The sequence below is a fragment of the Streptomyces sp. NBC_00259 genome (assembly GCF_036181745.1).
Taxonomy (GTDB): domain Bacteria; phylum Actinomycetota; class Actinomycetes; order Streptomycetales; family Streptomycetaceae; genus Streptomyces; species Streptomyces pratisoli.
In genome coordinates, this window is sequence record NZ_CP108080.1 from 5250198 (window position 1) to 5271115 (window position 20918).

A 20918-nucleotide genomic window follows, 5' to 3' on the forward strand; every position below is an offset into this window, starting at 1 on the left:
CATGTCAAAATCGGATAACGGGTGACCCCCGAAGTGCGACAGGCCGGTACATCAGGGCCGGACCCGCTGCAGCATCTGCAGCGTTTCCTGCTTCTGGCCGGAAGATCTCCGGTTCGTCTTGGCATACGGACGGTATTCATGGTGCTTTCAACCAGCTGTTCCCGGCGTGTCAGCATATGCCGGTATGAATCCTGTCACCGCATGGTCACCGAGCGGACTATGGACTCGTCGGCGGTGCGGTCCGTCCGGTAAGAAGGATCCTTACACCCCTCATCCGGGGCTCAGGGCGCGTTGTGCGGCGCGCCCGCGCGTACGTACCACCCCTGACGGGCGGGCCAACCGCCCAGGACAGGGAACGGACGCGGTGCCCGCCCACCCCTCCTCAACCAGGAGTGGCCACCCTCAACTGATGAAGACTTAAGGGGTCAAATCGACATGGCAGCGGAGATCGTCAATCCTCGTAGCGACGGCGGTACGGAGAGTGCACCCGGGGAGTCCGGGGAGCCCTTCGATCCGGCCTTCGCGCTGCACCGCGGCGGCAAGATGGCCATCCAGGCCACCGTGCCGGTGCGGAACAAGGACGACCTGTCCCTCGCGTACACGCCCGGCGTCGCCAAGGTTTGCACCGCAATCGCCGAGCAGCCCGAGCTCGTCCACGACTACACCTGGAAGTCGCAGGTGGTCGCCGTCGTGACCGACGGGACCGCGGTGCTCGGCCTCGGCGACATCGGCCCTGAGGCCTCCCTCCCCGTGATGGAGGGCAAAGCGATCCTGTTCAAGCAGTTCGGCGGCGTGGACGCGGTGCCGATCGCGCTCGCGACCACGGACGCCGACGAGATCGTGGAGACCGTCGTGCGGCTCGCCCCGTCCTTCGGCGGGGTCAACCTGGAGGACATCTCGGCGCCGCGGTGCTTCGAGATCGAGCGCAAGCTCCAGGAGCGGCTCGACATCCCGGTCTTCCACGACGACCAGCACGGCACGGCCGTCGTCACCCTCGCGGCCCTGCGCAACGCGGCGAAGCTGACCGGCCGGGGTCTCGGTGACCTGCGCGCCGTCATCTCGGGCGCGGGCGCGGCCGGTGTCGCCATCGCGAAGTTCCTCCTGGAGGCGGGCCTCGGCGATGTCGCGGTCGCCGACCGCAAGGGCATCGTGAGCCGCGACCGGGAGGACCTCACCCCGGTCAAGCGGGAGCTCGCCGAGATCACGAACCGGGCCGGGCTCTCCGGCTCGCTGGAGAGCGCGCTCTCCGGCGCGGACGTCTTCATCGGCGTCTCCGGCGGTACGGTGCCGGAGCCGGCGGTCGCCTCGATGGCGCCGGGTGCCTTCGTCTTCGCGATGGCCAACCCGAACCCCGAGGTCCACCCGGACGTGGCGCACAAGTACGCCGCGGTCGTGGCGACGGGCCGCAGCGACTACCCGAACCAGATCAACAACGTGCTCGCCTTCCCGGGCATCTTCGCGGGCGCCCTGCAGGTCCGGGCGTCCCGGATCACCGAGGGCATGAAGATCGCCGCGGCGAACGCGCTGGCGGACGTGGTGGGCGACGCGCTCGCCGCGGACTACGTGATCCCCTCGCCGTTCGACGAGCGAGTCGCTCCCGCGGTCACCGCGGCCGTCGCCGCCGCCGCGCGGGCCGAGGGTGTGGCGCGCCGCTGACGCGGTCGTAGGTACGCGCGGAACGGGCCGGGTCCCGCACCCCACAGGGTGCGGGACCCGGCCCGCTTCGTTCTGCCTCGCCGCGGGCGGCGGCCTGCGGGAGAGGGTCCTGTGCGGCCCGCATGCAGCGAGGTTCTCCTCGGTCTCGGCGCCGTCGCTCCGCTCGCGTTCGCGGTGCTCCGCGGCCACATCCCGCCCTGATCCAAGAGTTGTATGAACAACTCGGGCCGATGTTCTCCGGGCCGTCCTCTCCGGTTCACCGCCAACTGCTGGGATGCGTACGCCTAGTTCAAACAAGGAGGCGTGAGTGAATCTCGTAGTCAACGGTGACGCCGAGAGCGGACCCGGAGGGTCCGCCGAGCCGGTCACGGCCGTGACCGGCTGGGACATACGCGAAGGCGCGCCCGCCCTCATCGCGTACAGCCTCGGGGGCGGCTACCCGACCCCGTCCGACCCCGGACCGGCCGGCCGGCGCAGCCGGTTCTTCTCCGGCGGGAACAGCCCTCGTACCGCACTCGTCCAGGACATCGCCCTGCCGGCCAAGGGCGCCACCGGACGGTCCGCCGTCGACGCCGGCCGGGTCCGCTACACCCTCGCCGGATGGCTCGGCGGATACGCGACGCAGGAGGACGGCGCGCGGCTGTCCGTGGAGTTCCGCGATGCCAAGGGCACGCCCGTCGCGCTGTCCGTCCTCGGCCCCGTGACCGCTGCCGAGCGCCTGTCCCGTACCGCACTCGTGGAGCGCACCGCGTCCGCGACGGTGCCGCCCGGTGCGCGCACCGCGCGGGTCCTGCTCGTCTTCACCCGCAGTGGCGGCGGCACGTCCAACGACGGTTACGCCGACGCGATATCGCTCACCTTGACCGCCACGGCGAAGGCTCACGGGGGACGGAAATGACCAAGCTCAACCGACGTGATCTGCTCAAGGCGGCCGGCGCCGCCGGTGCACTCAACCTCGTCTGGCCGCTGAGCGCCGGACTCTCGCCCGCCCAGGCCCGTGAGGCCGCAGAGGCGCTCGGCGCCGACTACGACCCCGCGCCGTTCACCCTGGGCGTCGCCTCCGGCGACCCCCAGCCCGGCAGCGTCCTGCTGTGGACCCGGCTCGCGCCGGAGCCCCTCGCCGCCGAGCAGCGGCTGCCCGAGATCGTCGAGGTCGACTGGGTCGTGGCCACCGACCCGCAGCTGCGGCGCGTCGTCGCCCGCGGCACGGCTCCGGCCTCCGCCACCCTCGGCCACAGCGTCCACGTCCCCGTCTCCGGGCTCCGTGCGGGCACCCGTTACTGGTACGCCTTCAAGGCCCTCGGCAGGACCAGCCGCATCGGCCGGACCAGGACCGCGCCCGTCGGCAACGTCGCCTCCGTACGCTTCGCCGCCGCCAACTGCCAGGCGTTCCACGACGGCTTCTACGCGGCCCACCGCGGAATCGCCCGCGAGAACGTCGACTTCGTCGTCCACCTCGGCGACTACATCTACGAGCACGGCCAGGTCGGCGGCGTCCCCGCCGACCACGTCCGCGACCACGAGAGCGCGGAGATCTTCACGGTCGCCGACTACCGCCGCCGCCACGCCCTCTACAAGGGCGACCGCTCCCTGCGCGAGGCCCACGCCGCCCACCCCTGGTTCCTCACCTGGGACGACCACGAGGTCGCCAACGACTACTCCAGCACCGGGGGCGACGCCCCGTTCATGCAGCGCCGCGCGGCCGCGTACCAGGCCTGGTACGAGAACATGCCGCACCGCGACGCGGGCAACTCCGCCCTGCCCGACCCCGAGATCCACCGGGTCCGCCGCTGGGGGAACCTGCTGGAGCTCACGGTCCTCGACCTGCGCTCGTACCGCTCGGCGCAGAACCTCGCCAACGGCACGATCCTGGGCGCCGGCCAGAAGGCGTGGCTGAAGCAGGGGATCGACCGCGCGCCCGACACCTGGCACGTCTGGGCCAACTCGATCATGCTGAGCCAGCTGCGCGGCCGCCCGGGCGGCTCGTACATGTTCACCGACCAGTGGGACGGCTTCCTCGCCGAGCGCAAGGAAGTGCTCGGCCACGTCCACAGCAGCGGCATGGAGGACCTCGTCGTCATCACCGGCGACTGGCACTCGGCCTTCGTCGACGACATCCGTCCCGACTTCGAGGACACGTCCTCGCCGGTGATCGGCACGGAGTTCACCGCGCACTCCGTCACCTCGGGCGCGTACTCCGCGGACTGGAACGCCGCCAACGGCCCCCTCATGGGCGCGGCGAACCCTCACCTGAAGTACTTCGAGGGCAACCGCTACGGCTACGACGTCTACGAGGTCACCCCGCAGCGCTTCAGCGCCCATATGCGGGTCATCGCCGACCGCCGCGACCCGGCCTCGCCGGTCACGACGCTGACCACCTTCCATGTGGACCGGGGCCGGGCCGGTTCGTACGAGGACCCGGCCACGAAGAACTCGCCCGCCCAGTGGCGGCGCGACTAGGTCGTCCGGACGCGACCCGGGAAACCGGGAAAACAGGGTCCGTGTCACACCGGTGCGCGGTTCCGCCGCGCACCGGCCCGGCCTATCGTCAAGGTCATGTTCGCCGCATACGCCGCCCGCATCGACCGCGACCAGCCCCTGAACGGCCTCGAACTGGGCGAACGCCCGGCTCCCGAGGCCCGTCCCGGCTGGACCACCGTCACCGTCAAGGCCGCCTCCCTCAACCACCACGACCTGTGGTCGCTGCGCGGGGTGGGCCTGTCCGAGGACAAACTCCCGATGATCCTCGGCTGCGACGCCGCCGGCATCGACGCGGACGGGAACGAGGTGGTGCTCCATTCGGTCATCGGCCAGACCGGCCACGGCGTCGGGCCGGGCGAGCCCCGCTCCATCCTCACCGAGAAGTACCAGGGCACCTTCGCCGAGCAGGTCTCCGTCCCGTCCTGGAACGTGCTGCCCAAGCCCGCGGAACTCTCCTTCGAGGAGGCCGCGTGCCTCCCGACCGCCTGGCTCACCGCCTACCGCATGCTCTTCACCAACGCGGGCGTACGGCCCGGCGACTCGGTGCTCGTCCAGGGCGCCGGAGGCGGTGTCGCGACCGCCGCGATCGTCCTCGGAAAGGCGGCGGGGCTGCGCGTCTACGCGACGAGCCGCGACGAGGCCAAGCGGAAGCGGGCCGTCGAGCTGGGCGCGGTGGACGCGTTCGAGCCGGGCGCCCGGCTGCCGCAGCGCGTGGACGCGGTCATCGAGACCGTCGGCGCCGCGACCTGGTCACATTCGGTCAAGTCGCTGCGCCCCGGCGGCACCCTGGTGATCTCCGGTGCGACCAGCGGCGACCGCCCCTCGCACGCCGAGCTGACCAGGATCTTCTTCCTGGAGCTGAAGATCGTCGGCTCGACGATGGGAACGAAGGACGAGCTGGAGGACCTGCTCTCCTTCTGTGCGGCGACCGGCGTGCGGCCCGTGATCGACGAGGTGCTGCCGCTGGACCGCGCCCGGGAGGGCTTCGAGAGGATGGCGTCCGGCGAGCTGTTCGGGAAGATTGTCCTGACCAACTCTTGATGGTTCGTCAGATCTGTTGATGGGATCTCCGGCACTACCCGTTCGCGCCGTGCCGGAGGTCGCCCATGCGCCGTCTTCTCGCCGTCCTCGTCTGTTCCGTCGTCCTGGCCGCGGCCGCGCCGCTCCGGGCGCAGCCCCGTCCCGTGGACATACCCCGGCTCGCCGACGACCGCGGGCGGACCCTCACCCTGCGCGGCTGGAACGTCGAGGACAAGACGCACCGCGGTGAGCAGGCCCTGTCCGCGATCACCGAGCGGCACTTCCGCGACATGCGCGTACAGGGCTTCGACTTCGCCCGGCTGCTCGTCTTCTGGGACGACCTGGAGCCGGTCCGCGGCCGCTACAGCGAGACGTATCTCCGTAAGATCGAACGCGTACTGGACTGGGCCGACAAGCACCGCATCCAGGTCCTGATCGACGCCCACCAGGACGTCTTCGGCCCCGCGTTCGGGCACCGGGGTGTGCCGGAGTGGGCGACGCGGACGGACGGGCTGCCGTTCACCCCGCACCCCGACGACTGGTTCGCCGAGTACTTCGAGCCCGCCGTCCAGCGCGCCTTCACCCACCTGTACGAGGATCCCGACCTCCGGCGCGCCCAGGCCCGTATGTGGCGGGTGCTCGCCGGCCGCTTCGAGGACCATCCGGCGGTCCTCGGCTACGACCTCATCAACGAGCCGATGGGCGAACTCCGCGAGGGCGAGGACCTTCCCACGGCCGCCCGGCGTATCGAACGCGACCAGCTCACCGCGATGTACAACCGCCTCGCGGACGCGGTCCGTTCCGTCGACGACGACAACTGGCTCTTCGTCGAACCGACCCCGATCGTCGGCGAGGGCGTCCCGACCGGACTCGGGAGGATCGAGGACCCCAGGGTCGTGTACGCCCCGCACTTCTACAACGCGGCGATGGAGGCGGGCGCGGACTACGACCCCGACGCCGGATGGATCGAGTCGTACGAGGCCGCGGTCACGGCGTATCCGAGGGAGTACGGGGTGCCGGTCGTGGTGGGGGAGTGGGGTCCGCTCAACAACTCCCTGCCGAACATGGGCCGCTTCTACCGTGAGGCACTCGCCTCGCTCGCCCGCTACGGCTCCGGCTGGGCGGGCTACGTGTGGTGCTACGGGGGCGGGTACTGCGCGGTGGACGCGGACGGCCGGTTCCGCACCAACAAGGAGCAGACGGCGGCGCCCTACGCCCGGGCGGTCGCGGGGACGGTGCGGGAGGAGAGCTGGGACCCGGTGCGTGGTGTGTACCGGCTCGGGTACGAGGCGCGCGGGTCGTACGCCACGGAGCTGTCGCTGCCCTCCGGTGGGGCCGCGTGGCGGGTCACGGTGTCCGGCGGGGTGCGCGTGGGGGAGCGGGTGTACGCGTGGCCGGGCGCGCGGGTCCGCATCACTGTCAACCGTGGTTGACGCCTGCTGCGTGTCAATGTAAGTTGACAGTCATGACCGAAGCAACCGATCTCGCCGAGCGGGCGGGAGACCGTGATCCGCGCGTCGGACTGCGGGCCGTCGCCGCGCTCCGGCGGCTTCTGGAACAGCTGGAGGCGGTCCAGGTCAGGAGTGCCCGCAACCAGGGCTGGTCCTGGCAGGAGATCGCGGCCGAACTGGGCGTCAGCCGACAGGCCGTGCACAAGAAATACGGGAGGCAGTGATGTTCGAACGCTTCAGCCCGGGCGCCCGCGCCGTCGTGACGGGCGCGGTCGGCCACGCCGAACGGACGGGCGCCGCCGCGACCGCCGAGGAGCACATGCTGCTCGCCCTGCTGGACCAGGAGGGCACGAAGGCGTCCTTCGCCTTCCGGGCGCTCGGGGTCACGGACCGGCGGACCTCCGTCGAGTCGGCACTCGCGGACGCGCGGCGCCGTGCCGGGCTGTCCCAGGCGGACACCGAGGCCCTCGCGGGGCTCGGGATCGATGTCGCGGAGATCGTCGCGCGGGTCGAGGAGACGCACGGCGCGGGTGCGCTGGTGGGCGGCCGCAAGGCACCCTCCGGGGGCAGAGGGTGGTGGTCGGGGCACCGTCCCTTCACCCGCGAGGCGAAGGACGTGCTGGTGAACTCGCTGCGGATCGCGGTGGGCCGCAGCGAACGCACCATCGGCGACGAGCACATCCTGCTGGCCCTCGCGGTCCGGCCGGGGGTGGTGGCGGAGGTCCTTGCTGAGCACGGCGCGACGTACGAGACGCTGGAACGGGCGATGTTCCCGCGGTAGGGGTGTGGCTGCGCCTTTGGCGGGGCGCGGGTGACTTGGTCGGCCCGCGCCTGCGTCGGGGTGTCGGTGATGCCGGCCCCACGCGGCGCCGCGTGGCCCCGCCCTGCCCCGCCCCGCCCCGGGCCGGCTGTCGGGTGCGGGGCCCGGGGGCGTACGACGGGACCGCTACGCGCGGGCGCGGAGAAGCGCGGTGATGTGCGCCGCGGCCGTGGAGAGGTGGCGGCGGGCCTCGGACAGCTGGGCTGCCGTGACGCCGTTGTCCCGTGCCGCGTCGCGGACGTCGTCGCGGAAGCGGTCGAGGAGGCGCTCCAGATCACGCGCCGGGTCACCGGACTCCGCCGTGTCCTTGGCCCAGTCGGCCTGCGGCGGCGGCGACGCCTTGCTCCGGCCCGCCCCGCCCAGTCCGCCGAGCCCGCCCAGCTGGGAGGTGAGTTCGGCGAGCCCTTCCCGTACGCCCGTCGGCCAGTCGCCCCGCGCGAAGTGCCCCTGCACCTGGTCCTGGACCTGGCGGGCGATGCGCTGGACCTCGTCCCGCGCCCGCTCCTGCGCCTCCTTGGCCTGGCGGCGTGCGGTCTGCGCCTCCTCGCGGGCGCGGCGGGACTCGTCCTTCGCCCGGCGCGCCTGCTCCTTCCACTCCTGCTTGGCGCGGCGGAGTTCGTCCTTCGTCGCCTGCCAGGTCTCGTCGGAGGTGCCGCCGCTGCTGCGGCTCTCCGTCGCCGCCGCCCTCATCTCGCTGCGCAGCTTGCCCGCCGCGCCCCGCACGTCGTCACGGATCTCCGCGGCCAGTTCGGAGACGGACTCGCGGATCTCCAGCTCGAGATCGGCCAGTTCCCCGCTGCGGCCCGCCAGTTCCTCGCGGCCGGCGTCGGTGATCGAGTACACCTTGCGGCCGCCCTCGGTGGCATGCGTGACCAGGCCCTCGGCCTCCAGCTTGGCCAGTCGCGGGTAGACGGTGCCGGCGGAGGGCGCGTACAGCCCCTGGAAGCGCTCCTCCAGCAGCCGGATCACCTCGTAGCCGTGGCGCGGGGCCTCGTCGAGGAGCTTCAGCAGATACAGGCGGAGGCGGCCGTGGGCGAAAACGGGCGGCATGTCAGAGGACCTTCCCTGTCTCGTCCCCGTACGGATCGTCCGTCTGCGGGGGGCGCCTCAGCAGGGCGATGGACCCGGAGACGGTGGTGGCCTTGAGTGTGCCGCTGCCCGCGCCGAGCGTGCCGGTGATCTTCTTGGCGCCCCACTGTCCGCTGACCCGGAGGTCCTCGAACGCGTTCGAGACGGACCCGCTCGCGGTGTTGGCCTCGACGCGCGCGTCCGCCGGGTGCGGCAGCCGGATCGCCACCTCGCCGGAGACGCTGGAGAGGCGGATGTCCGTGGGTGTCCCGTCGACGTCGACCACCATGTCGCCGCTGACGGAGTCCGCCCGTACGGACGAGCCCGCGCCGTCGATCACGGTCAGATCGCCGGAGACGGAGCTGAAGCGCAGATCGCCGGTGACCGACTGGGCCTCCAGGCTGCCGGAGACCGTCTCGGCACGGACCGAGCCGGAGAGCCCGACGAGGGTGGTGTCGCCGTTGACTCCCCGCACGTCCGTGCGTCCGCGGATGCCGGAGACGACCGCTCCGGCGCCGACGACGCCGACCTCGACGGCCGCGTCGGCGGGGACGGCGAGGGACACCACGACGTTGCGGTGCCAGCCCTTGCGGTCGAGCAGCTTGAGGAAGCCCTTCCAGGGCAGGTCCTCATAGGCGACGGAGATCGTGGAGCCGGTGCGCGTCACGATCAGCGGCGGGCCGTCGATCTCGGAGATCTCCAGTCGGGCGGAACTCTCGTCGGTGCCGACGACGTTCACCGTCCCGTTGACGATGCGCACATTGAGGGCCGTCACGGGTTCGTCGAAGGTGAGCTTCTTCGGCTCGGCGACTTCCCACGTCGAGTCTGGCATGGTGCTGACCTCCCGAGGCCTGCCTGGACGCAACATATCGCGTCTTCTGAACAACACGATATATCGCGGCCGGGTGAAGTCAAGGGGCGATCGTGAGGGCATCACGGCATATGCGGACAAAGTGCCCTAGCGTGTGGCGCATGAACGCGACTTCCGTGGGAGCCCTGCTGCTCTGCCGGGCCGAGCCGGCCGCCGTGCGGCCCTCGGTCGCCCTGCTGCGTGAGCGGTTCCTCCTCGCCGCGGCGGGCCGGGGCTGGAGCGTGCTCGTTCCGGAGGACGCGCCCTGGCTGAGCGGTACGGAACCGGTCGACCGGGTGCTCTCCGGCTGGGCCACGGCGCTCGCGGTCGCCACGAACTCGCCCGCCCTGGCCCTGTGGTGGGACGCGGACCGCGCCGGATACACCCTCGCCGCGGGATTCCGCCGACCCGTCGGCTACGTCTGGCTCGCGGACGGCACCCCGGTCGGCGAGGACGAGGCGATGCAGACGTTCGCGGCCCGGCTCGCGCTCGATCCGGTCCTCGACGTACAGGCCCTGGAACCGCTCACCCGGGCCGACCGCGACGCGGAGGCCCGCGCCCGGCTGGTCGGTCTGATCGCGGTGCTGGCCCGCACCGGTCTCGACCTGCCCGAGGGCCTCGCCCCGGGAGCGCCCGCCGACCGCCTTCGCGGGGCCGCCCATCTCGTCGCAGGACCCGGCCGGGCGCCGGACGGCGCGGAGAACGCCGGGACCTCGGAGAGCGCCGGGACCGCGATGAGCGCCGAGACCCCGGAGAACACCGAGACCCCGGAGAATGCGGAGCACGGGGAAGCCGGGGGCGTCGCCGCCCAGCGGCCGCCGAAACCGCCGAGGCCGCATGTCCCGGCCGTGGTCCAGATCGCCGCCGGCCTGCCGCTGACCCTCTGGGGCCTGGCGCGCCGCAGCGCCGGCTGGACCGCGGCGGGCGCGATCCTGCTGGTCCACGGCATCCTCGGACTGGCCCGCGAGCGCGGCGCGGCCCCGTGAGCGCGCTCGCCGCCGCTCCTACTCCTCGTCGTCGTCCTCGTCGTCGAGCCGCGCCAGCCAGGTGGCCAGCCGCTCGACCGGCACCTCGAAGTCCGGATTGAGATCGACGAACGTACGCAGCTGCTCGGCGAGCCACTCGAAGGTGATCTCCTCCTCGCCGCGCCGCTTCTCCAGCTCCTCGATACCACGGTCGGTGAAGTACAAGACGTGCTCCTGGTGGGGACGGGTGTTCCCCTCCAGGGTATGGCGTCGGCGCCGCTGCCGGATCTCGACGGCCGCCCTCCCGCCCCGGCCGGGGCCGGCTTTCCCGGCGGTGATCGTCCCCCGTCCGGCCGGGGCGCGGGACAACTGACCCGGAACCCCGGCCGATCCGCCCCATCGGGCCGCCGACCGGGGTTAATCTGCGGGCAGTTGAGGGAACGGGGGATGCCATGGGGGACACCGAGGCTCGGATCACGCGCATCGTCCTGCCGGACGGCACACCGGTATGGGCACGGATCTCGGGCGCCGAGGAGCTGGTGCGGCCGGGACCGCAGGGGTCCGCGGGAGGGACCGCGACACCGCCCGGAGGGCTGTCGTACAGCGACACCGGATTCGCCGAACAGGTGCAGGCCAGGGTCGAGAGCCTGCAGGGAGTCGTGACCGGCGTCGCGCGCTCGCTCGCCGAACCCCTGCGCGCCGTACGGCCCGACGAGGTCAGCGTCGAGTTCGGGATCGAGCTCACCGCCAAGGCGGGAAGGGTCGTCGGACTCCTCGCGGACGGCGAGGCCAAGGGCGCCATCAAGGTCACGCTCACCTGGAACGGCGGCGGACCGCCCGTCGGCGAACCCGAGGCGCGCGCCGTGCCCGTGCAGGCGCCCGCACCGCCTCCGGTGCCGCCGCAGCCCCCCGCCCCGGTCCCGCCCTCGTGGGCGCCTCCCGGCGCGGCGGCGCACCCGGACGGCGCCGTGCCGCCGGGCGGCGACGGATCATGACCGAAGGGTGGTCGGGGGGCGCAGGGGGCGCCCAGGATCGGTCGCCCCGTGCCCTGCTGAACCTCGTGATGGCCGCGACCGTACGTATCCACGGAAGTCCGTCGGGGCATGCTCCAGACGGGTCCGGCGGCGGCTTCCTGGGGAGCGGCTTCTTCATCGCCCCGAGCTGGGTCCTCACTTGTGCGCACGTGGCGATGCAGGGGGAGGGGCGCGAGGTGAACGTGGTCTTCGAGACGGGACCCGGCAGCGGCGAGACCTCCGTCGCCGGGACGGTCGTCGCGGCCCTGCCGGAGAGCCGCCACGCCGCGCCCACGGACCCGTACGCGCCTCCCGATCCGTACGCGCCTCCCGATCCGTACGCGCCTCCCGATCCGTACGCGACGCACGACCCGTCCTCCGGCGGCTGGCCGGCCCCCGATCTCGCGCTCGTCCGGCTGCTGAGGCCCGTCGAGCACCCCTGCGTCTATGTCACCGAACGCCCCGGCGCCCTGTTCGGCGGCGGCAACGTCGTCTTCTCCGGATGGACCCTGGTGGACGGCCGGCCGACACGGCTCAGCGGCCGGTGCGAGGTGATGGGCACCTACGGCGGCTGGGCCGACGCCGACGCGCAGATCCGGCTCGACGGGGACTGGCTGATCCCGGGCGTCTCCGGGGCGCCCGTCGTCGACCCGGCCCGCGGCGAGGTCGTCGGCGTACTGAAGTCACGCCTCGGCGGCAGCACGGGCGGCACGTCCATCGGCGTCGAACGGCTCCGCTCGCTGCCGGTGCCCGCCGGAGCGGTGACCGCCGAGGCGGACGACGCGTACCAGGCAGTCTTCCACGCCCATGACCGCTACCACGCCGACCGCCACAACAGCCCCGTGGGCACCGACCGCACCTGGGCCGACGTACAGAGCGAGCTGCGCGCCGGAGCCGGCCGTGCGCTCAATCCTCAGCAGCGCATCGATCTGCTCGGCCGGCTCGCCGAGTTCCCGCCGCCGGTCAGCACCCACAGCCTCCTCGACCAGCTCGAACGGCTGCCGGGCGTCCACCCCCGCGACCACCGTCCCGCGCCACGCGGCTGGCGCGACGGCCTCGGCGCGCTGTACGAGGCACGCGGCGGGGACAGCGCCCTGGAGCTGATCCTGCGCTACTGCATGAGCGTCATCGCCGCCGAGCGGCCCTACGCCGTGCCGTCCACCATCACCGCCGAGAAGTCCCTGTGGGAGTGGGTCAAGCGGATCGCGGAGGACCGGCTCTCCCGGGAGTTCCGCAACGAACTCACCCTGCTCTGGCACACCGGCCGGTACCGCGCCGACCATGATCACCGGCGCGCCTCCGTCGCCGCGCCGGAAGCCGTCCGGCGCCCGGACAGCCGTCCGTCCGTGCTGCTGGAGCTGGAGCCCCGGGGCTGGGAGCGCGACCGCTACGACTGGCGCATCGGCGTGGCCCGGCACACCGGCGAGGTCCTGCCCGTCGCCGAGGACAGCCACGGCACCGCCCTCGACGCCCTCCCGGCGCGGATCGCCGCGCCGCTGACCGAGGCGTTCCGGCGCTGCGACGAACCGGACAGCCCCGCCGTCCTCCAGGTCGCCGTGGTCCGGGCGCTGCTCGGACTGGACGTCGACAGCTGGCGCGTACCGCCGGACGGGCCCCCGCTCGGGGTCGTTCGCCCCGTCGTGGTCCGCTGCTCCGACCTCGCGCCGCCGCAGACGGACGCCGAGGCGGTGGAGCGGCTGGCCCGCTGGAACCGCACGGGCAACGCCGTGATGCGCGCCGAGGTCGTGGACTGCGAGGACGGACTGCGGGTACCCGTACCGGAGTCGGCGGAGCTGCGCTCCCTGGCGCACGAGACGGTGCCCGTGCTCTGCCGGTACGGCGCCAGACCGCATCCGGACGCCGCCGCGGGTCTGGTGCGGGTGCTCGACGGCGGATTCGGGGTCGCCCTGTGGCGGCGGGCCGACGGCCGGGACGACACGGTCTGCACCGAGTTCCACCGGCGTGCAGCCGATGCCGTCGCCGAGTCGGGCACGGCCGACCGGCTGCCGCGCAAGGTGCTCGAACTGAGGCAGGGGGTGCACGCGGGCCGTACGGAGACGTTCTGGTCCAACGGGGTCGCGCTGTTCTACGACGACCCGCACCACCCGCTCCCCGGCTCCGGCCACCTGTTGGAGGCACCGTGAAGCGCGGCCCGGCCGGTCATGCCCTTACGGGGCGTACAACCGATCGCTACCGTAAGGCACGTTCGACGGCTGCCGCCCTCCGCGGACGAGTGACGACGAGGAACACGCTATGAGCGAACCCAGCGAGTGGCTCATCTACCGAGGGGCCGGCGAACCTCACGAGGGCATCGAGCAGCTGCCGCCACCGCCGCCCTGGCGGGACTTCGCGAGCCGGCACGAGGCCGCCGCGGACGGCGGGGACCCGGACGGGTCGGCCGACCGCAGGCTGGGGGGCCACCGGCACATGGCCGAACTGCACCGGCCGGGCGCCGAAGAGCTCGAAATGATCAACGCCGCGCTCTATCTGCGCCGTCCGCTGCTCGTCACCGGCAGCCCCGGGGCGGGAAAGAGCACCCTGGCCCACTCCGTCGCCCATGAGCTGGGCCTCGGCCGGGTGCTGCGCTGGCCCATCGTCAGCCGCTCCACCCTCCAGGACGGGCTGTACCACTACGACGCGATCGCCCGGCTGCAGGACGTCCAGATCGCCGCGCACCGCGCCGCCGCCGGCCCGGGCGACGCGGGCCCGGCCGACGACATCGGCAGCTACATCCGGCTCGGGCCGCTGGGCACCGCGCTGCTGCCCGCCGAGCGGCCGCGTGTCCTGCTCATCGACGAGCTGGACAAGAGCGACATCGACCTGCCGAACGACCTCCTGAACGTGCTGGAGGAGGGCGAGTTCGGCATTCCCGAGCTGGAGCGGATCGCCGACCGGCTGCCGGACGGCCGGGCGAAGGTCCTCACCGACGACGGCACGAAGGCGACCGTGACCGGCGGCCGGGTGCAGTGCACGGCCTTTCCCTTCGTGGTCCTCACCAGCAACGGCGAACGCGACTTCCCCGCCCCTCTGATGCGCCGCTGCATCCATCTGGAGCTGGGCCGCCCCGACCACCAGCGGCTCGCCACCTTCGTACGCGCCCACCTCGGCGAAGAGGCGGCACGCTCGGGGGAGGACCTCATCGCCCACTTCCTGGAGCGCTCCCGCAGCGAACTCCTCGCCACCGATCAGCTGTTGAACGCGATCTACCTCACCGACGCCGCCGCCCCGGCCGGCCGCGACCGGCTCGCCGACCTGCTCATCCAGCGACTCGACCGGCCGAGGTGACGCCCTGATGCCCGATGCCGGCGCCCGCCACGGTCCCGACGGCCCGCCCCGCACCGAGCCCGCCGCCGGGCCGGTGCCGCACGACGGCGGGTTACTGCCCGCCTTCGTCGCGCGGCTTCGTGCCGCCGGGCTCGATCCCGACGCCGAGCAACTCTGCGACGTCCTCTGGCTGGCACGGTGGACGGGGAGGCCTGATCAGGAGCCGGCACCCGGGGCGCGGGGCGAAGGCGTGCGCCAGGGCCCGGGGGGCACCACGTCCGTGGGGGCCGGCGTCCGGCGGGGCCCCGTGCCCGTCCCGGAGCCGCCTGAGGACGACGACCCCGCGCCCCGGCGGGCACCCGTCGGCGGTGAGCGCCGGGTCGCCCTCTATCCCGTACCGCGCCACGACGACGCCCCACCGCGCCACGACGACACCCCGTACCCGGAACGCGGGACGGGGCCGGCCGCGCTCACCGTCGGCGTACCGGCTGCTCCCGCCCTGCCCGCGCCGCTCGAACTGCAGCGCGCGCTGCGCCCGTTGCAGCGCTACCGGCCCGCCGCGCCGCCGATGCGCACGGTCCTGGACGAGAGGGCGACCGCCGAGCGGAGCGCCCGCGCCGGCGGGCTGATCATCCCGGTGTTCAAGGGAGTGTCACGGGCGGACGCGCTGCTGCAGTTCGTCATGGACGCCTCGTCCTCGATGCGCGTGTGGGACCGGCTCTTCGGCGAACTCCAGCAGATATTCGGTCAGTTGGGCGCCTTCCGGGACGTCCAGGTGCGCTATCTGCACCAGGCCCCGGACGGCTCGCCCGCCATCAGCCGCAGCCTCGACCCCGCCGCCGCCCCGCTGCACTCCGCCGACCGGCTCAGCGACCCCACCGGCCGCCGTGTCACCGTCCTGCTCAGCGACTGCGCCGGGCCCCTGTGGCACAGCGGACGCGCCCACCGGCTGCTGCACCAGCTGGCCCGGCAGGCCCCCGCCGCCGTCGTCCAGCCGCTGCCGCAGCGCATGTGGAACCGCACCAGGATGCCCGTCACCTACGGAGTGCTGTCGCGGGGTGAAGGCATCGCGGGCGCGGCCGCGCTGACGGTCACCGACGCGTCCGCCACCCTGCCGCGGCACGGCCACGGCGAGCTGCCGGTACCCGTGCTGCCGCCGGGCTCCGGGGCGCTCGGCGCCTGGGCCAGGCTGCTGTCCGGCGTGGGCGGGGGAGCGGGCCGGGTCTCCGGGGCCGTCGGCTGGGTGCGCCCCGACCATCCCGCCGCGGCCGGCGCCCGCGCCCGGCGCAGGCCCTCCTCGCTCCAACTGGTCAGCGGCTTCCGGTCGGCGGCCTCGCCCGCCGCCGGACAGCTGGCGGTCTATCTGGCCGCCGCCCCGCTGTATCTGCCGGTGATGCAGCTGGTGCAGCGGACGATGCTGCCCGACTCGGGGCCCTCCGAACTCGCGGAGGTGCTGCTGAGCGGGCTGGTGTCGCGGGCCAAGGGCGACGGCAGGGACGACGGACAGTGGTACGAGTTCGCGCCGGGCGTCCAGGAGGCGCTGCTCGGACCGCTGGGGCGGGACGAGGCCCTCCTCGTGCTCAAGCACTGCTCGGAGTACATCGAGCAGCGCTTCGGCAAGGGCGGGCCGAACTTCCCCGCCCTCGCGCTCGCCCAGTTGGACGAGGGCAGGCACGGCCCGTACGCGCCCGTCGGCGCGGACGACGACCCCGAGACCCACGGCGAGAACGGCGACAACGGCGAGAAGCGCGTCCCGCACCCCTTCGCCGAGGTCGCGGCGCGCGTCCTGGAGCGGTTCATGCCGCTCCCGGAGCGATTCGCGCCCTACGGGCCCGCCGACCGGCCCGACCCCGGCCGGCCGGTGCACGCGGCGGTGGAGCGCGCCCGCGCCCTGGTGCGGCAGTTCGAGGCCGACAGCATGGTCCAGTACCTGATGGACGCCGTACAGCTGCTGCGCGGCGCAACCGAGCGGGAGCAGCGGCCGGGCTCCGACCCGGGACTGTGGGCGGAGTTCGCGCGCTGTCTGCTGCGGCTGTGGGAGGTCCAGGGCGGCAGCGACCTGCTGAGGGAGGCCGAGCGGGCGGCGGAACGTGCCGCGGCCCATCCCGGCGCCGTACGGGAGCGGGCGGTCCTGGCCAAGGTGCTGCACGCCGCCGCCGAGGACCGCCGGCGCCGCGGCGACCGGCGCGGCGCGCTGGAACTCCTGCGCCGCGCCGACCGCGAGTACACGGCGGCCTGTGCCGCGCCCGGCCTCGACTCGGCCGAGGCCCTGCGGCTCACGCTGGAACGGGTGCGCGCGCTGGAGGCCCAGTGGCGTCTCGGCGGGGACAGCGCCCTGCTGCAGGGAGCGGTCGGCATGCTGGAGGCCTTCGCCGACGTGTGGCCCGACCAGGAGAACCGGCCCGTCGCCCTGCCACTGGCGCACGGCAGGACGCTGCTGCGGCTCTCCGGCGCGAGCACCGACGCCGAGCAGGCCCGGGTGTACGCGGGACAGGCGGCGCGTTCGCTGCGCAAGGCGTTCGCCTCGGACGGCGGCGCCCGGACCCTGGGCAGCCGGCAACGGATCCTGCTGGACCTCGTCGACGCCCTGCTGCGGTCCGGCGGGGGAGAGGGGACCGCCGATCACGTGGACGAGGCCGGGACGCTGATCGAGCAGGCCCTGGAGACGGTCGGTGATCCCCGGCTGCGTGCCTCCCTGCTGACGAGGGCGGGCCGGGTGAGCGTCCACCGCTACGAGCAGTCGGGCGATCCGGCCCGGCTGGAGAAGGCGGCCGAGTCCTTCGCGGCGGCCTCGCGCGGTGTCCCGCGCGACTCACGGGCCCATGCGGACCTGCTCGCCGAGTGGGGCGGCGCCCTGCTGCGCCGCGCCGAACTGCCCGACGGACGGGCCCACATCGGCTCGGCGGTCCGGGTGCTGCGGGACTGCCGCACGGAGACCGCGGCGGGCAGCGCACGGCAGGCGGAGCGGCTGCTGATGCTGGGCCGGGCACTGATGCTGCGGCACCGGGCCACCGAGGACCGGGTGGATCTGCGGGAGGCCGAGTACCTCTTCGGGCTCGCCGCGCAGGAGGCGGCCGATCCGCTGATCGCGGCCGGCTGCTCGCTGGAGCTCGGCCGGGCCCATCTGGCCGCCTACGAGAGCCTGGGCAGGCCCGCCCGGCTCGACGAGGCGGCCGAGGCGTTCCGCGACGCCGCGGAGTCCGCCAGGACGGCCGAAGCGGAGCTGGACAATCCACAACAGCGCGAAGAGGCCGTGGTGTTGCGTGCTAGGGCCAACCACTGGCGGGGTAGGACGTATGAGGAGGCGGGCCGGCCCAGGGCCGCGCGAGAGGCGTACCGGGCCGCCGCCCAGGACTGGCGCAGGCTGACGGACGGCGGCGGAGCGGAGGGCGAAGCCACCACGGAGCGGCTTGCGGAACTGGAACGGTGAGTGCCGTGACGGGAACGGGGAGGCGTGATGAGCGAGTCGGTACGTATGGAAGCGGCGGAAGCGGCGGAAGAGGCGCTGGGGCAGGCCGGCGGGCAGGGCGGTGAACTGCCCGATCTGCTGGGTCTCGACCTCGCGGAGCTGAGGACGCTGGAGCACCCGGTGCTCTCCGAGGTGGTCGCGGACCTGCGGGGCCGGGCCGAGCAGCCGCGGGAGTTGCTGTGGGGCTTCACCAACGCGTTCTGATCGGACGGCCGTACGGTTTCGGCCCGGCACTCCGGTGAACAGGACAACGTTGCCCGGCGCGGGTTTGCCCGGCGGACCCGACAGGGATACTCGCCTCGGACCGGCATCGGGGGCCGTACCCCGGTCCGAACAGCATGGGGGTGCCGGAGTGTCTCGTCGCGCGACGCCCCGGGTGCCCTTCGGGCAGTTCATCGTCAAGGTTCACGGCCGCTGCAATCTGGCCTGCCGGTACTGCTATCTGTACGCGGGCCCGGACCGCACCTGGCGGGACCGGCCCGCGGCTGCCTCGCCCGCGGTCCTCGACCGCACCGCCGCCCGGATCGCCGAGCATGCCGCGACGCACGGCCTGCGGGAGATCTCCCTCGTGCTGCACGGCGGTGAGCCGCTGCTCGCCGGGGCGCGACGACTGGGTGTCTTCGCCACGCTCGTACGCGACCGGGTGCCCGCGGGCTGCGTCGTCCACGCGACCGTGCAGACCAACGCGACGCTGCTCACCGACGCCCGTGTCACCACCCTCGCCCGCCACGGCATCCGCGTCGGCCTCAGCCTCGACGGCGGCCTCCCCTCCCACAACACCCTGCGCACCGACCACGCGGGGCGGCCGTCCTGGCCCTCGGCCGTGCGCGGGGCGCGACTGCTCGCGGAACGCCATCCCGAGGTCTACGCGGGCATCCTCACGGTCGTGGACGTGCGCACGGACCCGGTCGAGCTGTACGAGTCGCTGCTCACGCTCGGGCCCCCGGCGCTGGACCTGCTGCTGCCGCACGGCAACTGGACCAGCCCGCCCCCGGGGCTGGCGGCCGAGCCCTCGACGGACCCGCGCGCCACCCCCTACGGGGACTGGCTGGTCGCCGTCTTCGACCGGTGGTGGGGCGCCGGGCGGCGGGAGACCCGGGTGAGGCTCTTCGAGGAGTGCCTCGCGCTGCTGCTGGGGCTGCCCGGGGCCACGGAGTCGCTCGGCCTCGACCCCGTCAACGCCGTCGTCGTCGAGACGGACGGTGCCCTCGAGCAGGTCGACTCCCTCAAGTCCGCCTACGACACCGCCGCCGCCACCGGACTCGACGTCTTCCGGCACACGTTCGACGACGCCCTCGACCACCCGGGCATCGCCGCCCGGCAGGCGGGCGCGGACGCGCTCGCCGCCGAATGCCGCGCCTGCCCCCTGCTCACGGTCTGCGGCGGCGGCCACTACGCCCACCGCTACCGGGCGGGAAGCGGCTTCACCAACCGCTCCGTCTACTGCGCCGACCTGGAACGGCTGATCCGCCATGTGGCCGGCCGACTGGCCGGCACCACCGCGGGAGCCCTCCGGTGAGCCCCGCCGTCCCGGAACGCGCCCTGCGGGAACTCGGCCGCACGGAAGGCGGCCCCGAGACCCTCGGCCTGCTGGTCCGCGACCAGCACACACGACGGCTCGTCATGCTGCGGGCGCTTCTCGACGCCGCGCAGGCGGCCCCGGCAGCCGTCTGCCCGCCGGACCTGCTGCACCGGATGCACGACGACTGGGCCCTGCTGGAGGCCGCGGAACGCGCGGACAGGGCGGCCGTACGGACCCTGTTGCTCCACCCGCTCACCGGGCCCTGGGCCCAGCGCTGCCTGTACGGACTCACCGCACCGGAGCCGTCGCCCCAACTACGGGACGACCTCGCGCACTTCGGCGCACTGGCCGCGGCGGGGGCGATCCGCGCGGGCCTGTCCTTCAGCGCACGCCTCACCCCCGCCGGCGGCGAACTGGCGCTCCCCACCCTGGGCTCGCTGCGCACGGACTCGACAGGGCCCGTCGATATCGCCTTCACCGAAGACGAACTGACGTCACGTCAGCAGGATCCTCGCTGGCAGCCCGTGTACTGCCTGCCCGCCGTCCTGCCGGGCTCCGGGCCCGTACCCCTGGACGACCTCCACCCGTACCGCGCCGTCGGAGGGGGCCCGCAGCGGCACGGGCTGAGCGCCGCGGCCGTGCTCGACGACAGCGAGCGCAAGGCCTGGTCGGAGTCCTGGTCCGGAATGGAGCCCCTCCTGCGGATCGGCGGCGAGCACCGCGTCGCCGAGGCGACGGCCCTGCTGCGCTGTCTGGTGCCGCTCGCCCCGCCGCCCGGCTCCGGGCCCACCGGTGAGAGCGCCTCGCACTGCAGCGGCACCCGCCGCGAGGCCTTCGGCGCCGTCCTCAGCAGCCGGCCGTCCACCCCCGCCCACTTCGCGGCGACGCTGGTCCATGAGCTCCAGCACACCAAACTGGCCGCACTGGGCGCGCTCGCCCCGCTGCACCACGAGGACGCCACCCCACGGCACTTCGCCCCCTGGCGGTCCGACCCGCGGCCCTTCGACGGCCTGCTGCAGGGCGCGTACTCGCACATCGCGCTGGCCGACTACTGGCAGCGGTTCGCACTCGGCGCGGAGAACACCGCGCACCGCGACCTCGCCTGGGCCGAGCACGCCCGCTGCCGTGAGCAGGTCGGCGCGGTGCTGCCCGTGCTGGCCGGCTCCGGGGAACTCACCCGGGAGGGCCGGACCGTGGTCAACGAGATGATCGCGCTCTACCACCATCTGGCTGATCGGCCGCCCCCTTCGGGGCACTTGGCGAGGGCGGCGGCATATGTCGACACCGCGCGCGTGATCTGGTGCCAGCGAAACGGAACGCAGCGCTGAGACCACGTTCC

At 73.5% G+C, this 20918-nt stretch carries 18 protein-coding genes; 15 read left to right on the plus strand and 3 right to left on the minus strand.

The window, feature by feature from the left end; all coding sequences use genetic code 11:
* Positions 1-435: 435 nt before the first annotated feature.
* From OG766_RS23940 to OG766_RS23970, 7 genes are all read left to right on the plus strand, one after another.
* Positions 436-1656 (plus strand): NAD(P)-dependent malic enzyme, encoded by a 1221-nt coding sequence (locus OG766_RS23940; RefSeq protein ID WP_266382920.1) that lies wholly within the window; start codon positions 436-438, stop codon positions 1654-1656.
* Positions 1657-1963: 307 nt separating this feature from the next.
* On the plus strand, positions 1964-2554 hold the full coding sequence (locus tag OG766_RS23945; protein WP_266382922.1) for a phosphoesterase: 591 nt from the start codon (positions 1964-1966) through the stop codon (positions 2552-2554).
* Complete coding sequence (locus tag OG766_RS23950) at positions 2551-4116, plus strand: alkaline phosphatase D family protein (RefSeq protein WP_328726168.1); 1566 nt, start codon at positions 2551-2553, stop codon at positions 4114-4116. The genes OG766_RS23945 and OG766_RS23950 overlap by 4 nt, the downstream gene beginning before the upstream one ends.
* Before the next feature lie 96 nt (positions 4117-4212).
* Complete coding sequence (locus OG766_RS23955; protein WP_328726169.1) at positions 4213-5178, plus strand: zinc-binding dehydrogenase; 966 nt, start codon at positions 4213-4215, stop codon at positions 5176-5178.
* Positions 5179-5243: 65 nt separating this feature from the next.
* A complete protein-coding gene (locus OG766_RS23960; protein ID WP_328726170.1) occupies positions 5244-6590 on the plus strand; it encodes a cellulase family glycosylhydrolase in 1347 nt (448 codons plus the stop codon).
* 32 nt (positions 6591-6622) lie between these two features.
* Complete coding sequence (locus tag OG766_RS23965; protein ID WP_018571396.1) at positions 6623-6832, plus strand: helix-turn-helix domain-containing protein; 210 nt, start codon at positions 6623-6625, stop codon at positions 6830-6832.
* On the plus strand, positions 6832-7389 hold the full coding sequence (locus tag OG766_RS23970; protein WP_328726171.1) for a Clp protease N-terminal domain-containing protein: 558 nt from the start codon (positions 6832-6834) through the stop codon (positions 7387-7389). Before OG766_RS23965 ends, OG766_RS23970 begins: the two co-directional genes overlap by 1 nt.
* A gap of 165 nt (positions 7390-7554) precedes the next feature.
* Here OG766_RS23970 and OG766_RS23975 read toward each other — a convergent pair whose 3' ends face one another.
* Complete coding sequence (locus tag OG766_RS23975) at positions 7555-8478, minus strand: PadR family transcriptional regulator (RefSeq protein ID WP_328726172.1); 924 nt, start codon at positions 8476-8478, stop codon at positions 7555-7557.
* Position 8479: 1 nt separating this feature from the next.
* Complete coding sequence (locus OG766_RS23980) at positions 8480-9328, minus strand: DUF4097 family beta strand repeat-containing protein (protein ID WP_266382941.1); 849 nt, start codon at positions 9326-9328, stop codon at positions 8480-8482.
* Between the two features lie 140 nt (positions 9329-9468).
* Between OG766_RS23980 and OG766_RS23985 the strand changes: the two genes are divergently transcribed.
* Positions 9469-10332: a hypothetical protein gene (locus tag OG766_RS23985; RefSeq protein ID WP_328726173.1), complete on the plus strand. Its 864-nt coding sequence runs from the start codon at positions 9469-9471 to the stop codon at positions 10330-10332.
* Positions 10333-10350: 18 nt separating this feature from the next.
* Here the strand turns inward: OG766_RS23985 and OG766_RS23990 are convergent, their stop codons facing one another.
* Positions 10351-10536, minus strand: coding sequence for a DUF6104 family protein (locus tag OG766_RS23990; RefSeq protein ID WP_266382947.1), 186 nt, complete (start codon positions 10534-10536; stop codon positions 10351-10353).
* Positions 10537-10763: 227 nt separating this feature from the next.
* On the opposite strand from OG766_RS23990, the gene OG766_RS23995 reads away from it, so the two are divergent.
* The 7 genes from OG766_RS23995 to OG766_RS24025 all read left to right on the plus strand — a co-directional run bounded on the left by OG766_RS23995 (position 10764) and on the right by OG766_RS24025 (position 20907).
* Positions 10764-11306 (plus strand): CU044_2847 family protein, encoded by a 543-nt coding sequence (locus OG766_RS23995; protein ID WP_266382950.1) that lies wholly within the window; start codon positions 10764-10766, stop codon positions 11304-11306.
* 68 nt (positions 11307-11374) lie between these two features.
* Positions 11375-13468 (plus strand): VMAP-C domain-containing protein, encoded by a 2094-nt coding sequence (locus OG766_RS24000; RefSeq protein ID WP_328726174.1) that lies wholly within the window; start codon positions 11375-11377, stop codon positions 13466-13468.
* 109 nt (positions 13469-13577) lie between these two features.
* Entirely contained in the window at positions 13578-14609 is a 1032-nt protein-coding gene (locus OG766_RS24005; RefSeq protein ID WP_266382953.1) for an AAA family ATPase, read from the plus strand.
* Between the two features lie 7 nt (positions 14610-14616).
* Positions 14617-18018, plus strand: a complete 3402-nt coding sequence (locus OG766_RS24010; protein ID WP_328726175.1) for an SAV_2336 N-terminal domain-related protein — start codon at positions 14617-14619, stop codon at positions 18016-18018.
* A gap of 27 nt (positions 18019-18045) precedes the next feature.
* Complete coding sequence (fxsA, locus tag OG766_RS24015; RefSeq protein WP_266382958.1) at positions 18046-18261, plus strand: FxSxx-COOH cyclophane-containing RiPP peptide; 216 nt, start codon at positions 18046-18048, stop codon at positions 18259-18261.
* 148 nt (positions 18262-18409) lie between these two features.
* A complete protein-coding gene (locus OG766_RS24020) occupies positions 18410-19576 on the plus strand; it encodes an FxsB family cyclophane-forming radical SAM/SPASM peptide maturase (protein ID WP_328726176.1) in 1167 nt (388 codons plus the stop codon).
* Positions 19573-20907, plus strand: coding sequence for an aKG-HExxH-type peptide beta-hydroxylase (locus OG766_RS24025; RefSeq protein ID WP_266382963.1), 1335 nt, complete (start codon positions 19573-19575; stop codon positions 20905-20907). The genes OG766_RS24020 and OG766_RS24025 overlap by 4 nt, the downstream gene beginning before the upstream one ends.
* Positions 20908-20918: the final 11 nt, after the last annotated feature.